At 73.0% G+C, this 14,192-nt stretch carries 15 protein-coding genes; 7 read left to right on the top strand and 8 right to left on the bottom strand.

Annotated features, from left to right (window positions below):
* Positions 1-55 precede the first annotated feature (55 nt).
* From ACH4FX_RS28450 to ACH4FX_RS28440, 3 genes are read right to left on the bottom strand one after another with little or no spacing between them, the layout of a single operon-like run.
* Entirely contained in the window at positions 56-829 is a 774-nt protein-coding gene (locus ACH4FX_RS28450) for an AIM24 family protein (protein ID WP_398483649.1), read from the bottom strand.
* A complete protein-coding gene (locus ACH4FX_RS28445) occupies positions 826-1,476 on the bottom strand; it encodes an AIM24 family protein (protein ID WP_398483647.1) in 651 nt (216 codons plus the stop codon). Before ACH4FX_RS28445 ends, ACH4FX_RS28450 begins: the two co-directional genes overlap by 4 nt.
* On the bottom strand, positions 1,476-2,114 hold the full coding sequence (locus ACH4FX_RS28440; protein ID WP_398483645.1) for an AIM24 family protein: 639 nt from the start codon (positions 2,112-2,114) through the stop codon (positions 1,476-1,478). Before ACH4FX_RS28440 ends, ACH4FX_RS28445 begins: the two co-directional genes overlap by 1 nt.
* A 129-nt stretch (positions 2,115-2,243) precedes the next feature.
* Here ACH4FX_RS28440 and ACH4FX_RS28435 point away from each other — a divergent pair, with 129 nt between their 5' ends.
* The 5 genes from ACH4FX_RS28435 to ACH4FX_RS28415 all read left to right on the top strand — a co-directional run bounded on the left by ACH4FX_RS28435 (position 2,244) and on the right by ACH4FX_RS28415 (position 5,761).
* Positions 2,244-2,588: a DUF3817 domain-containing protein gene (locus tag ACH4FX_RS28435; RefSeq protein ID WP_398483643.1), complete on the top strand. Its 345-nt coding sequence runs from the start codon at positions 2,244-2,246 to the stop codon at positions 2,586-2,588.
* A complete protein-coding gene (locus ACH4FX_RS28430; protein WP_398028878.1) occupies positions 2,585-2,890 on the top strand; it encodes an MTH1187 family thiamine-binding protein in 306 nt (101 codons plus the stop codon). Before ACH4FX_RS28435 ends, ACH4FX_RS28430 begins: the two co-directional genes overlap by 4 nt.
* 117 nt (positions 2,891-3,007) lie before the next feature.
* A complete protein-coding gene (locus ACH4FX_RS28425; protein WP_398350628.1) occupies positions 3,008-3,517 on the top strand; it encodes a MarR family winged helix-turn-helix transcriptional regulator in 510 nt (169 codons plus the stop codon).
* Positions 3,518-3,570: 53 nt separating this feature from the next.
* Positions 3,571-3,903, top strand: coding sequence for a DUF3817 domain-containing protein (locus tag ACH4FX_RS28420; protein ID WP_003982600.1), 333 nt, complete (start codon positions 3,571-3,573; stop codon positions 3,901-3,903).
* A gap of 118 nt (positions 3,904-4,021) precedes the next feature.
* Positions 4,022-5,761: a methylmalonyl-CoA mutase gene (locus ACH4FX_RS28415; protein ID WP_398483640.1), complete on the top strand. Its 1,740-nt coding sequence runs from the start codon at positions 4,022-4,024 to the stop codon at positions 5,759-5,761.
* A gap of 70 nt (positions 5,762-5,831) precedes the next feature.
* On the opposite strand, the gene secD is transcribed toward ACH4FX_RS28415, so the two are convergent.
* The 4 genes from secD to ACH4FX_RS28395 all read right to left on the bottom strand — a co-directional run bounded on the left by secD (position 5,832) and on the right by ACH4FX_RS28395 (position 11,150).
* Positions 5,832-8,174, bottom strand: a complete 2,343-nt coding sequence (gene secD / locus ACH4FX_RS28410) for a protein translocase subunit SecD (protein WP_398483638.1) — start codon at positions 8,172-8,174, stop codon at positions 5,832-5,834.
* A gap of 118 nt (positions 8,175-8,292) precedes the next feature.
* A complete protein-coding gene (locus tag ACH4FX_RS28405; RefSeq protein WP_398483637.1) occupies positions 8,293-8,775 on the bottom strand; it encodes a hypothetical protein in 483 nt (160 codons plus the stop codon).
* Between the two features lie 165 nt (positions 8,776-8,940).
* The gene (locus ACH4FX_RS28400) at positions 8,941-10,338 is read right to left on the bottom strand and encodes an ATP-binding protein (RefSeq protein WP_398483635.1); all 1,398 of its coding nucleotides are present in this window, start codon (positions 10,336-10,338) and stop codon (positions 8,941-8,943) included.
* Positions 10,335-11,150, bottom strand: a complete 816-nt coding sequence (locus ACH4FX_RS28395; RefSeq protein WP_398483633.1) for a response regulator transcription factor — start codon at positions 11,148-11,150, stop codon at positions 10,335-10,337. The genes ACH4FX_RS28400 and ACH4FX_RS28395 overlap by 4 nt, the downstream gene beginning before the upstream one ends.
* Positions 11,151-11,213: 63 nt before the next feature.
* Between ACH4FX_RS28395 and ACH4FX_RS28390 the strand changes: the two genes are divergently transcribed.
* Positions 11,214-12,368, top strand: coding sequence for a UDP-N-acetylglucosamine--N-acetylmuramyl-(pentapeptide) pyrophosphoryl-undecaprenol N-acetylglucosamine transferase (locus ACH4FX_RS28390; protein WP_398483631.1), 1,155 nt, complete (start codon positions 11,214-11,216; stop codon positions 12,366-12,368).
* Complete coding sequence (locus tag ACH4FX_RS28385; protein WP_398483629.1) at positions 12,365-13,384, top strand: GDP-mannose 4,6-dehydratase; 1,020 nt, start codon at positions 12,365-12,367, stop codon at positions 13,382-13,384. The genes ACH4FX_RS28390 and ACH4FX_RS28385 overlap by 4 nt, the downstream gene beginning before the upstream one ends.
* Positions 13,385-13,453: 69 nt before the next feature.
* On the opposite strand, the gene ACH4FX_RS28380 is transcribed toward ACH4FX_RS28385, so the two are convergent.
* Positions 13,454-14,167, bottom strand: a complete 714-nt coding sequence (locus ACH4FX_RS28380; RefSeq protein ID WP_398483627.1) for a TetR/AcrR family transcriptional regulator — start codon at positions 14,165-14,167, stop codon at positions 13,454-13,456.
* Positions 14,168-14,192 lie beyond the last annotated feature (25 nt).

The following is a 14,192-nucleotide window of genomic DNA, read 5'->3' as shown; positions in this document are numbered from 1 at the left end:
GCGCTCGGTCGGGCGCTTGCTCAGACGTTCGAGGTCACCGTCCGCAGACTACCGCTCACAGCCCGAAGCGGCGCTGGAGGCCCCCCAGCCCGCCCGGCAGCTGCGGCAGTTGTGAGCCACTTTGGCGAGTTGCCTCACCTCCGCCCGGTACCCCCGCCTCGGGCGCGACCTCGCCCGTGGCCAGCTCGGGCATCAGCTGCTCGGTGGACTGGAGCAGCACCGTGCCGGCCCCGACGAACTCGAACTGGTGCTCCTCGCCGGAGACCCCGCCCAGTCCGGTGTGCGCCCGTACGCCGCCGAGGAAGCCGCGCAGGTACTGGTGGTCGTAGTGGTGGCACGGCGAGGGGCAGTCGGCCCAGCCCACCAGGGCCTGCGGGTCCACCCGGATCGGCGGTTCCATGAAGACCACCGGGCCGTTGGAGGCGGCCACGAACTTGCCCGTGCCGATGAGCGTGAGGAAGCCCGGGATGATCGACTGCTTCAGCGACAGAGATGGCTGAAAGGCAAGCAAGTTGCCCGAGCGAATGGTCAGGTTGCCGTCTTCCAGATCATAGGAATTCACGTCGAACGCCCGGTCGGCGAGGAGCATTTTGCCCTGGCCCTCGGCCACGACCCAGTCCGCCGCGTGCAATGGCGAATGGAAACTGTGGGCGATCAGGCGGTCCAGCGCGCCGTGCCCGATGCCCTGGAAGTCGATCCGCCCGTAGTAGGCGATCATCTTCCCCTTCTGGAGGAACCACTGACCGTTCAGATCGACGCTGAAGGTGTACTCGTTGACGTTGTCGTCCGAGGGGAGCGTGTGGGGGTCGAGAACGACGGGACCGGTCACAGTTTCTCCTCCGACGCCTGTACGTAGACGGTGCCCTGGCCGGACAGCTCCAGCTGGAACGCCTCTCCCGAGCCGCGGCCGACCATGTCGCGCCAGCCCAGCGCCGTGGAGAGCTTGTTGCGGACCTCGCCGCGGTGCGCCACGTACGCCTGCGGGTCGACGTGGACGGGCCGCTGCGGGGTGATGGGCAGCTCGATGACGCCGCCGTGTGCCATCACGGCCACCGCGCCCTGCCCCTTGAGGGTCGTGGTGAACAGGCCCTGGCCGGTGACCTGGCCGCGCACCATGCCCATCACACCGCCCTGCGACCCCATGAACATCGTGCCCTGCCGGAGCGTCCCGTCGAAGGCGAGCAGCCGGTCCGCCTCGACGTAGAGCGTGTCGCCGGTCAGGTCGACGACGTGCACATGGTGGCCGCCGTGCCCGAACAGGACCGTGCCACTGCCTTCGACGGTCATCAGCGGCGTCGCCTCGTTGGCGATCCGCCGGCCGATCATCGAGCCGATGCCGCCCTGGCCGCCCTGGATGTTGGGGGTGAAGCTGACGTCGCCCTGATAGGCGAGCATCGCGCCGCGCTGGCTGAACATCCGCTGTCCGGGGCCGATCTGCGCGCGCACCATGCGGGAGTTGACGAGGGTGAACGGCATCAGACCTCACCGCCGACCGTGTTGCGCTCGCTGGGCTGTACGTACACCAGGCCCTCGCCCTCGAAGCGGATCTGGAAGGACTCGCCGGAGCCCTCGCCCATGAAGGTGCGGAAGTTCACCCCGGACTGGAAGTGCTGCTTGAGGTCGCCGGTGTGCGCGACGTACGCGCCCGGGTCGACCTGGAGCGGGTACTGCTTGGTGACGCGGAGCACCACGGCCGGCCCGTCGGAGACGATCGCGGCCTGGCCGCTGCCCTCGATGGTGGTGGTGAACAGGCCGTTGCCCTGGGAGGCGCCGCGCAGCCCGGTGAAGGTGGTGCCGGTGCGCAGTGCCGCGTCCGCGCACAGCAGGTTGCTGGCCTCCACGTACAGCTTCTCGCCGTGCAGCTGCACGAGGTTGATCTCGCTCGCGCGGTCGGCGAAGTAGCAGGTGCCGTGCCCCTTCACCTCCATCACTTCCATCTGTTCGCCGGTCAGCCGGCGGGTGACCATGCCGCGCAGCCCGTCACCGCCGCCGGTCATCTTCTTGAACGTCATCTGGCCGTCGTAGGCGACCATCGAGCCGTTCTTCGCCTTGACGGCATCGCCGGTCATGTCGACGGCGAGCACTTTGCTCCCCTGGAGCCGAAACTGAGCCACGGAATCGAAGGTATCCGGCGCGCCGACCCCTGAACAGTGATCCTTTGCGGGCCTGCAACAATGGTGGCGCCTTTGTGAAACGCCGCACAAGCACTCCGTGCAGCCCTCTGCCACCCGAACGAGGTTCCCGTGGACATCAAGACCGCTTCCGCACTGCGCCGGCTCCGCCTGGTCTCCGCCCCCGAGGCGGTTTCCTTCCTGCTGCTGCTCGTCTGCTCGGTCCTCAAGCGGACCACCAGCTTCGACGGCGTGATGGTGATGGGCATGGTGCACGGCATCCTGTTCATCCTGTACGTGGTGTTCTGGCTGGACGCCTGGAGCCGCACCAAGTGGCAGGTCAAGACCGCCGCGCTCTACTTTGTGCTCTCCGTCCTGCCCACCGGCGGCTTCTTCGCCGAGCGCAAGCTCAAGCGGGAGGCCGAGGCGAGCGTGATCGCCGCCCGCGCCCGCCGCGAAGGCGTGGTCAACGCATGATCGTCGCCTTCTCCGTGAGCCCGCTGGGCGTCGGCGAGGACGTCGGCGAGTACGTCGCCGACGCCGTACGGGTGGTCCGCGAGTCCGGGCTGCCCAACCGTACGGACGCCATGTTCACCTCGGTCGAGGGCGAGTGGGACGAGGTCATGGACGTCGTCAAGCGTGCCGTGGCCGCCGTCGAGGCGCGCGCCGGGCGGGTCTCGCTCGTCCTGAAGGCCGACATCCGGCCCGGCGTCACCGACGGCCTGACCTCCAAGGTCGAGACCGTCGAACGCCACCTCGCGGCCGGCTCCGAAGGCTGACCACCGGGCCCGGGCGCGCGCCCGGGTCCGCCCGGCGCGGCCACGGAGTGAACCGTACGGGTACCGAAACCTGAGACGGGGCTGACCACGATATGACCGACCGGTAGTGTCGGGGACGTGCCGAAGCCGCTCAGTCTTGCCTTCGACCCCATCGCCCGCGCCGATGAACTGTGGCAGCGACGATGGGGAGCCGTGCCGTCCATGGCCGCCATCACTTCGGTCATGCGGGCCCATCAGATCCTGCTGTCCGAGGTGGACGCGGTGCTCAAGCCGTACGGACTGACGTTCGCGCGGTACGAGGCGCTGGTGCTGCTCACCTTCTCCAAGGCGGGCGAACTGCCCATGTCGAAGATCGGCGAGCGGCTGATGGTGCACCCGACCTCGGTGACCAACACCGTGGACCGGCTGGTCAAGGCCCGGTTGGTGGACAAGCGGCCGAACCCGAACGACGGGCGCGGCACGCTGGCCTCCATCACGGAGCAGGGGCGCGAGGTGTGCGACGCGGCCACCCGCGACCTGATGGCGATGGACTTCGGGCTGGGCGCCTACGACGCCGAGGAGTGCGCGGAGATCTTCGCGATGCTGCGTCCGCTGCGCGTGGCGGCCGGGGATTTCAAGGACGGCTGATCCGTGGTAGGGGCGGCGAAGATCGCCCCGGAACGGGCGGTTACGCTCGGACCATGAAACGAAGCGTGCTGACCCGCTACCGGGTGATGGCCTACGTCACCGCCGTGATGCTGCTCGTCCTGTGTGCCTGCATGGTGGCCAAGTACGGCTTCGGCACGGGCAAGGACCTCACCCTCGTGGTCTCCCAGATCCACGGCGTGCTGTACATCATCTACCTGGTCTTCGCCTTCGACCTGGGCTCCAAGGCGAAGTGGAAGTTCGGCAAGCTGCTGTGGGTGCTGATCTCCGGCACCATCCCGACCGCCGCCTTCTTCGTCGAGCGCAAGGTCGTCCGCGAGATCGAGCCGCTGGTCGCGGACGGTACGCCGCAGCCCGCCAAGGTCTGAGGGCGCACGGCCGCCGGGCCCGGCCCGGCGGCCCCCGCACCGCCTTCCGGGCGTCATCCGGTGACTGCCGGCCGTCTGCCATCGACAATTAGTAGGACGTCCAAGTAAATTTGGTGGCATGGACGCTGACGCCATCGAAGAGGGCCGCCGCCGCTGGCAGGCCCGGTACGACTCCGCCCGCAAGCGGGACGCGGACTTCACCACGCTCTCCGGAGATCCCGTCGAACCGGTGTACGGCCCCCGCCCCGGCGACACGGTCGACGGCTTCGAGCGCATCGGCTGGCCCGGCGAGTACCCGTTCACCCGCGGGCTGTACCCGACCGGCTACCGCGGCCGTACGTGGACCATCCGCCAGTTCGCGGGCTTCGGCAACGCCGAGCAGACCAACGAGCGCTACAAGATGATCCTCAAGGCCGGTGGCGGCGGCCTGTCGGTGGCGTTCGACATGCCGACCCTGATGGGCCGCGACTCCGACGACCCGCGCTCGCTCGGCGAGGTCGGCCACTGCGGCGTCGCCATCGACTCCGCCGCCGACATGGAGGTCCTGTTCAAGGACATCCCGCTCGGCGACGTGACGACCTCGATGACGATCTCCGGCCCGGCCGTCCCGGTCTTCTGCATGTACCTGGTCGCCGCCGAGCGCCAGGGCGTGGACCCGGCCGTCCTGAACGGCACGCTCCAGACCGACATCTTCAAGGAGTACATCGCGCAGAAGGAGTGGCTCTTCCCGCCCGAGCCCCACCTGCGCCTGATCGGCGACCTGATGGAGCACTGTGCGCGCGGCATCCCCGCGTACAAGCCGATCTCGGTCTCCGGCTACCACATCCGCGAGGCGGGCGCGACGGCCGCGCAGGAGCTGGCGTACACCCTCGCCGACGGTTTCGGGTACGTGGAGCTGGGCCTCTCCCGCGGCCTGGACGTGAACACCTTCGCGCCCGGCCTGTCCTTCTTCTTCGACGCCCACCTGGACTTCTTCGAGGAGATCGCGAAGTTCCGGGCGGCCCGCCGCATCTGGGCCCGCTGGATGCGCGACGTGTACGGCGCGACCAGCGAGAAAGCCCAGTGGCTGCGCTTCCACACACAGACCGCCGGCGTCTCGCTGACCGCCCAGCAGCCGTACAACAACGTGGTGCGGACGGCCGTGGAGGCGCTCGCCGCGGTCCTCGGCGGGACGAACTCCCTGCACACCAACGCGCTGGACGAGACCCTGGCGCTGCCCAGCGAGCAGGCCGCGGAGATCGCGCTGCGCACGCAGCAGGTGCTGATGGAGGAGACCGGCGTCGCCAACGTCGCCGACCCGCTGGGCGGCTCGTGGTTCGTCGAGTCGCTGACCGACCGGATCGAGGCCGACGCCGAGAAGATCTTCGAGCAGATCAGAGAGCGCGGCACCCGGGCCGTGCCCGACGGGCAGCTTCCCCAAGCTCTCGGCTCCGCTCGACCAGGGGAGGCCCCAATCATCGGCCCCATCACCTCCGGCATCCTGCGCGGCATCGAGGACGGCTGGTTCACCGGTGAGATCGCCGAGTCCGCCTTCCGGTACCAGCAGGCGCTGGAGAAGGGCGAGAAGAAGGTCGTCGGCGTCAACTGCCACCACGGCTCGGTCACCGGCGACCTGGAGATCCTGCGCGTCAGCCACGAGGTCGAGCGCGAGCAGGTCCGGGTCCTGGCCGACCGCAAGGCGGCCCGGGACGACGCGCGGGTGCGCTCCTCGCTGGCGGCCATGCTGGACGCCGCGCGCAGCGGCGGCAACATGATCGAGCCGATGCTGGAGGCCGTACGGGCCGAGGCGACGCTCGGCGAGATCTGCGACGCGCTGCGCGACGAGTGGGGCGTGTACACGGAGCCGGCCGGGTTCTGACGGCGGCACGTACCGGGGGCGGGGCCACGCGGCCCCGCCCCCGGTGTCGTGTCAGGTCCTCGTGTGCGGGTCAGACCACCGCGCCGGTTCCGGCCCCGGCCTTGTCGCGCGGCCGGGCGGCCGGCGCCTCCTGGGCCGGGTGACGGCTCTCCAGCACGACGGCGGCCGGGGTGGCGGTGAAGACGGTGGACGCGATGCCGAAGAGCACGCCCGCGAGCAGCGCCACGGAGAAGTCGGCCAGCGAGTCGCCGCCCAGTACGGCGAGGGCGGCGAGGACGAACAGCGCGCCCATGCCGGTGTTCACCGTGCGCGGCACGGTCTGCACGATCGCCCGGTCGGCCAGCCGGGCGAGCCCTTCCGCACCGCGCGCCGCCCGGTCGCCCCGGGCGCCGCGCCGCAGTTCCCGTACGCGGTCGAAGAGCACGACCGTGTCGTTGACGGAGTAGCCGACGACGGTCAGCAGCGCCGCGAGGAAGACACTGTCCACCGGCTTGCCCAGCCAGGCGAACAGGCCCACCACCAGCACCACGTCCTGCGCCATGGCGAGCACCGCCGCCGTGGCGAACGTCCAGCGGAACCGGATGCTCAGGTAGACCAGCTGGGCGGCGACCGCGATACCGAGCGCGATCAGCGCCTTGCCGCGCAGTTCGCTGCCCATGCTGGGCCCGATCTGCTCGTCCCGCTCGACCTCGACCGTGCCGCCGGGCTTCTGGAGGGACGTCCGGATGCGGTCCTGTTCGGCGTTGGTCAGCCGCTCGGTCCGTACGGTGATGCCGCCGTTACCGGACTCCTGCACGACCGCGCGCGGGAAGCCCGCGTCGGCGACCGCGGCGCGCGCCGTCTCGGCGTCCACCGTACGGCTGGTGCTGTACTCGACCAGCCGGCCGCCGGTGAACTCCACGCCGAACTCCAGGCCGCGGACGCCGATCCCGGCGACGGCGAGCAGCAGCAGACCGGCGCCGAGGCCCAGCCAGGTGCGCCGGTGCCGCATCAGCCGCGGCTCGCGGCGGGCCAGCCACCGCCGTACCCGGCCTTCCGTGGCCATGCCGGTGATCGCCGGACGCCGCCGTACGGCGCCCCGGCGCACCGCCCAGCCCGCCAGCACCCGGGTGATCACCAGGGCGGAGACCATCGAGGCCAGCACGCCGATGGACAGCGTCACGCCGAAGCCCTTGACCGGGCCGGTGGCGAAGAAGAACAGCAGGCCGGCGGCGAGCAGCGTGGTCACGTTCGAGTCGAGGATCGCGCTCCACGCCTTGCCGAAGCCCTCGCGCAGCGGGCGCCGCAGATCGCCGCCGGAGCGGGCCGCGCGGCGCGCGTACTCCTCCCGGGCCCGTTCGAACACCAGCACGTTGGCGTCCACCGCCATGCCGATCGCCAGCACGAAACCGGCGAGGCCGGGGAGGGTGAGGGTGGCGCCCAGGGCGACGAGCACGGCGTACGAGATCAGCCCGTACGCGGCGAGCGCGACCGTGGCCAGCGCGCCCAGCAGCCGGTAGACGACGATGACGAACGCGCCGGTGCACAGCAGGCCGATGACGGCCGCGGTGGCGCTGGCCCGGATCGCGTCGGCGCCCAGCGTCGGGCCGACCGTGCGCTGTTCGACGATCTCGACGGGCACCGGCAGGGCGCCGCCCTTGACGAGCGCCGCCAGGTCGCGGGCCTCCGCGTCGCCGAACCCGCCGGTGATCTGGGCGTTCCCGCCCGCAATGCCGGTCTTGCAGGGCACGCTCTGCTGCATGCCGGGGGCGGAGATGATCCGGCCGTCCAGGACGATCGCCACCCGCCGCGCCGGATCGCCGGGGGCCGCGCACGCCGCCTCCCCGGTGATCCGCGCCCAGGCGTCGGCGGCGGCGCCGCGGAAGGCCAGGTCGACGGTCCAGCCGCGCCCGCCCTGCGGGTCGAAGACGGCCTCCGCGTCCTTGACGCCCTCGCCGGTCAGGGCAGGGGCACCGAGCCGCAGGGCCTGGCCGGGCGAGTCGGGGTCGGGCAGGGTGCGGGTGCGGTCGCCCTTGGGCTTCGCCTCCGGCGTGCCCTTCGGGTCCTGCGTGGTCCCGAGTACGGGATGGAACGTGAGCTGCGCGGTACGGCCGATGACCTCGACGGCCTCCTTGGGGTCCCGGACCCCGGGCAACTCGGCGACGATGCGCCGCTCACCGGAGCGGGACAGCGAGGGTTCCGCGACGCCGAGCGCGTCGATCCGCTGCCGCAGCACCTCCAGGGCGCGGTCGGTGGCGGCGGAGTCGGCGCGGGCGGTGGGCGCGTCCTTGGTCTCCAGGACGATCTGGGTGCCGCCGCGGAGGTCGAGTCCGAGGCGGGCGGGGGTGGTCAGGGCGAGGAACAGCGACACGGCGACGACGGCGAGCGCGAGCAGCGCACGCCACGGACGCCGCGACGGAGCGCGGGACGGCATGGGTCTCCCCTTCAGGGATACGGAGGCGGAGCGCCGGCCGGGGCGCGCGCCGGTCAGCGGCGGCGCGCGGGGCGTCGCCGGGCATGCCGGTGCTGCGGGCGGCCGTACGCCTGGGGCGTCAGCTGCTCCGTACGAAGGGCGGGGCGCGCGGGCTGCGCGGGGAGTACCGGGTCCAGGGCGGCGCCCGTTCCTGGCGGGGGCCGACGGTCTCGCCGTACCCGAAGGGGGAGTGGTGCGGGGCCGGTGCCGCGGACGGCAGCGCGCCCGGCAGACCGGGGAAGCGCGGGTGCGGGAGGACCGCCTGCGCCTGGGCGGTGGCGGTCTGGCGGGCCACCGGGCGGTCGGGGGCGGTGCGGACGTCGGCCCGTGGCGGGGCGGGCGCGGTGTGTGCGGTGAGCACCTGGGGTGCGGCGGCGGACGAGGGCTGGGAAGCGCTGCCGGTGGGGCCTGATGCAGCCGCTCCCAGCGGCCCGGGCCCCAGCGGTCCGGAAATGGCGCCCGCCGTTCCGGACGTACCCGCCAGCACCAGCAGGACGGCCCACAGCCCGGCCAGCGCGCGGGGCAGGAAGCCCGGCAGCGCCCGACGCGCGCGTCCGCTCACCGCCCACCCTCCCGCTCCGCCTGGCACCTGCCGTCCGGCTTCCGCCCTGTATCCGGCCCCCCGCCGCGATTCCGGCCCAGCGTAGTACGCCGTCTCCGGACCGCCCCGCCGGAGGAGCCGGCTGACCCGCTGGAAAAGTCTGTCTGCCCCATCGGAGAAGCCTGTCTACCCCGCCGGGAACCGGAGACGGAAGAGCGCCCCGCCGCCCGGCGCCTGCGCGGCCGTCAGTTCGGCGTGGTGCGCGCGGGCGATCTGGCGGGCCATGGCCAGTCCGAGGCCCGAGCCGGGCAGCGCGCGGGCCGCCTCCGCGCGGTAGAAGCGGTCGAAGACGTGTGGCAGGTCGTCGGGCGCGATGCCGGGGCCGTGGTCGCGGACGGTCAGCTCCAGGCCGTCCGCGGTGGCGGTCAGCTCCGTCTCGACCGGGCCGCCGGGCGGCGAGAACTTGGCCGCGTTGTCCAGGAGGTTGGTCAGCAGCCGGGACAGCCGCGCCGGTACGCCGGGGACGGCCGCCCCGGCCGCCGCCGCGTCGATCCGGGCCGTGAACGTGATCTCCGGCCAGTGCCCGCGGGCCGCCTCCACCGCGTGCTCCAGCAGCGCCGCCGGGCGCACCTGCTCCACCAGCGGCTGCGGCTCCTCGTCCCGGGCCAGCTCGATCAGGTCGTTGACGAGCGTGGTGACCTCGCGCAGCTGCCGGGCCAGGGCGCCCGAGGCGCGCTCGCGCTGGGCGTCGGTCAGCCGGCCGGAGCGGGCGAGGAGTTCGGCGTTGGTGCGCAGCGCCGTCAGCGGCGTCCGGAGCTCGTGGGAGGCGTCCGCGACCAGCCGCCGCTGCGCCGCCACCGACTGCTCCAGCTCGCCGAGCATGGTGTTGAAGCTGGCGGCCAGCCGGGTGACCTCGTCCTCGCGGCCGGGCGGCCCGGCGGGCAGCTCGATGCGGTGCCGGGCGTCGCGGGTGGCGGCGATGCGTTCGGCGGTGGCGGTGAGCCGGGCGACCGGGGCCAGGCCGGTGCGCGAGACCCAGTAGCCGAGCCCGGCCGCCAGCAGGACACCGGCGCCGCCGACCGCAGCCAGCGCCAGTGCGGCCTTCCGCACCCCGCGCTGCACGGTGTCCGACCGCAGTGCCACCTGGAGCGCCTCGTCCTTGCCGCGCAGCCTGGTGGTGTACATCCGCACCGGTTGGCCGGCCACGGTCAGCTTGCTGTAGTACGGCGCGTGCCGGCCGGCGGCGACCGCGCGGGTGGCGTCGGTGACCGGCAGCGCGTAGGCGTCGCGCGGGTCCCTGGCCCGGTCGGCGGGGACCGACTGGACACAGGGCACGGCCTGGAAACGGCAGCTCGTGTCACCCGCCGTCGGCCCCCACGTGCGGTACTTCTCGGTGTACTGCGACGCCGTCTGTGCCAGGTTCAGGTCCAGCTGGCGGGTCATCTGGTGGTGGATGATGAAGAACGCGGCCGCACTGATGCCGATCGCGACCAGCGCCACGGCGGCGGACGCGGCGATGGCCAGCCGCGTCCGCAGCGGGCGGCGCCGCCGCCAGCGCGCGCCCAGACCGCGCCGGCCGCTCATGCCCGGCCCGTTCTGCCGCCCCGGTCCGGCCTGCCGTTCCGGCCGGACTTGGGCTCGCGGTCCGGGTGGTCCGGCTGGTCCAGGCGGTAGCCGACGCCGTGCACGGTGTGCACCAGCCGCGATTCGCCGCCCGCCTCCAGCTTGCGGCGCAGGTAACCGACGTATACGGCGAGGGAGTTGGAGTCCGGGCCGAAGTCGCGGCCCCACACCCGCTCCAGGATCACCTCGCGCGGCATCACCTGGCCCGGGTGCAGCAGGAGCAGTTCCAGCAGCGCCCATTCCGTACGGCTGAACTCCAGCGGCCGGCCGCCCCGGTGGCCGGAGCGGGTCACCGGGTCGACGACCAGGTCGGCGAAGGACAGCGAGGTGTCGTCGGCGGCGCCGGCCGAAGCGCGGCGCAGCAGCGCCCGGACGCGCGCGACCAGCTCGTCCAGCGCGAACGGCTTGACCAGGTAGTCGTCGGCGCCCGCGTCCAGCCCGTCCACCCGCTCGCTGACCGAGTCCAGCGCGGTCAGCACCAGGATCGGCGTACGGTCGTCCAGCGCGCGCAGCCGGCGGCACACCGCCAGGCCGTCCAGCACCGGCATCATCACGTCCAGGACGATCGCGTCCGGCTGCCAGGAGGCGACCTCGGAGAGCGCGGCCAGCCCGTCGGCGGCGCCGCGCACCGCGTACCCCTCCACGCTCAGGCCGTCCTCGACGGCGGCCCGCACTTCCGGTTCGTCGTCGACGACGAGGATCTTCGGCGGGGACGCGGCGGGCTGCGGGGCGGCGCTCCGGTGCGCGGGATGCGGTGCAGGCGTGGACGGCATGCACACAGGCTGCCAAAAGTCCGTCTTAGAACCTTCTTAGGGCGCCTCGCGAGCGTGGCGGCCATGCGCACACCACTCTCAGTCGTCATCGGTGCGGGAGGTACCGGCGGCCACATCTACCCCGGGCTCGCCCTCGCGGACGCCCTGCGCCGGGCCGTGCCCGACGCGGTGGTCTCCTTCGTCGGCACGGAGCGCGGGCTGGAGACGCGGCTCATCCCGCAGGCCGGATACCGCCTGCACACCGTGGACATGATCCCCTTCGACCCGTCGCTCGGCGCCAGGCGGTACCTGCTGCCCGCCGCGCTGCTGAGATCCGGCAACCAGTGCCGCTCGATCCTGCGCACCCAGAACGCCCAGGTCGCCGTCGGCATGGGCGGCTACCCGAGCGCGCCGGTCATCGTCGGCGCCCGGCTGGCCGGGCTGCCCAGCCTGATCCACGAGTCCAATGCGGTACCGGGCCGGGCCAACAAGTTCGCCGCCCGGCTCACCCCGCACGTCGCGCTCGCCTTCGACCGCAGCCGCGAGCACCTGGTGGGCGGCGAGCACGCCGAGACCGTCGGCATGCCGCTGGTCGGGCCGCTGGCGAGCCTGGACCGTACGGCCCTGCGGGCCCGCGCCCGCCGCGAACTCGGCATACCGGAGGGCGCCCGGCTGCTGCTCGTCAACGGCGGCAGCCTGGGCGCGGCCCGCCTCACCGAGGCCGCGGTCGGCCTGGCGGCCCGCTACCGCACCCGTACGGACCTGCGGCTGCTGGTCAAGACCGGGCCCGCCGCCCTGGAGGAGACCCGGGAGCGGCTGGCCGCGACGGGCGGCGCGGCGGTCGCCGAGGCCGTCCCGTACCTGGACCGGATGGACCTGGCCTACGCCGCCGCCGACCTGGTGGTGTGCCGGGCCGGTTCGGCGACCGTCGCCGAACTGGCCACGATCGGTATGCCGTCGGTCCTGGTGCCGTACCCGCACGCGCCCGGCGACCACCAGACGCACAACGCGCGGGTGCTCTCCGACGCCGGCGCCGCGGTGCTGCTGCCGGACGCCGAGACCACCGCGGAGCGCCTGGACGCGCTCGTCACCCCGCTGCTCGACGACCCCGCCCGGCTGGCCGCCATGGGTCAGGCCGCCGATCCCGGCACCCACGCCCGGGCCGCCGACCTGCTGGCCGCCAAGGTCCTGCGGCTCGCCGGCCACCCCACCACCCCTCGCCTGAAGGAGACCGTATGACCACCGCCGACCACACCCTCATGGAAGCCCGCTGGAAGGGCCGCACCGTCCTGGTCACCGGCGCCGAGGGCTTCATCGGCTCGACGCTGGTGGACCAGCTCGTCGGGTACGGCGCGACGGTGCGTGCCCTCGTGCACTACAAGCCGTACGCCGAGAAGGGCCACCTCGCCCGCTACCTGGGACCGGACAGCCCGGTCGAGATGATCGCGGGCGATGTGCGCGACGCCGGCCGGGTCTCGGACGCGGTGGCCGGCTGCGACACGGTCTTCCACCTCGCGGCCCTGATCGGCATCCCGTACAGCTACGACTCGCCCGGCGCCTACGTCCAGACCAACGTCGTGGGGACCGAGAACATCGCCGAGGCGTGCCGCCGGCACGCCGTGCGCCGCCTCGTGCACACCTCCACCAGCGAGGTGTACGGCACCGCCCGGACCGCGCCGATCGCCGAGGACCACCCGCTCCAGCCGCAGTCCCCGTACTCCGCCTCGAAGATCGGCGCGGACATGATGGCGCTGTCCCACTGGCACGCCTTCGAACTGCCGGTCACCGTCGTGCGCCCGTTCAACACCTACGGCCCGCGCCAGTCCGCGCGCGCGGTGATCCCCACCATCCTCGCCCAACTGCACACCGGCTCCCGGCAGATCCGGCTGGGCTCGCTCACCCCGACCCGCGACTTCACCTACGTCACCGACACCGCGGCCGGATTCCTCGCGATGGCCGACTGCGACCGGGCGCTGGGCGAGGTCGTCAACCTCGGTACGGGGCGCGAGATCTCCATCGGCGACCTGGCGCGGGCCCTGATCGCGGCGTCCGGGCGGGACGCCGAGGTGGTGGTGGAGGGCTCCCGGCTGCGGCCCGCCGGCAGCGAGGTCCAGCGACTGCTTTCGGACAATTCGCGGGCACGCGAGTGGGCGGGCTGGACGCCCGAAGTGTCCCTGGAGGAGGGCCTGAAGCGGACGTCCGAGTGGGTGGCGGAGCACGTCCACCTGTTCGCCGCGGACCGGTACCAGGTCTGAGCGCAGGCCGTACCCGACGAGGGCCCGCTCGGAGGCAGGCCCGTGCCCGACGACGGCCCGCCCGGAGCGCTACGCGCCGGGCGGGCCCGCCCCGGTTTCCGTGTGCCCGCCCAGTCCGCCCAGTCCGGCCAGCAGCAGCGTGCTGAACTGCTGCGCCCACAGCTCGTCGACCGGCTCCGCGCTGACCAGCGCCCGGTGCACGACCGCACCCGCGATCACGTCGAAGATCAGCCCGACCGCCCGTCCGGCGGCCGCCGCGCCCTCCTCGCCGGCGGCGTCCGGCGGCAGCTCCCCGCGTGCCTGCGCCCGCTCCCGCCCGAGCACCACCAGCCGCTTCTGCCGCTCCACCACCGCGGAGCGGATGCGCAGCCGCAGCGCCTCGTCGGTGGTGGACTCGGCGACCACCGCCATCAGCGCCGTCTTGGTCTCCGGCCGGGCCAGCAGCGACGCGAACTGGAGGACGACGCCCTCGATGTCCGCCTGGAGGCAGCCGCGGTCGGGCAGCTCCAGCTCGTCGAAGAGGACCGCCACCGCGTCCAGGACCAGTTCGTTCTTGTTGGCCCAGCGGCGGTAGAGGGTCGTCTTGGCCACCCCGGCACGGGCCGCCACATCGCTCATCGTGAGCTTGCCCCAGCCCAGTTCGACCAGCGCGGCGCGGGTGGCGCCGAGGATGGCGCGGTCGGCCTCGGCGCTGCGCGGCCGGCCCGTACGGCCCCGGGGGCCCGTACGGCCCTCGGGGGAGCTGGTGCCGGTGAGGGGGCAGCGGTGCATGCGGGCGACCATACCGGCCAGTACGGCCCGTCCGGTC

It is taken from the genome of Streptomyces sp. NPDC018019, from assembly GCF_044327805.1.
Classification (GTDB): Bacteria; Actinomycetota; Actinomycetes; order Streptomycetales; family Streptomycetaceae; genus Streptomyces.
This window is presented reverse-complemented; position numbering and strand designations above follow the sequence as displayed.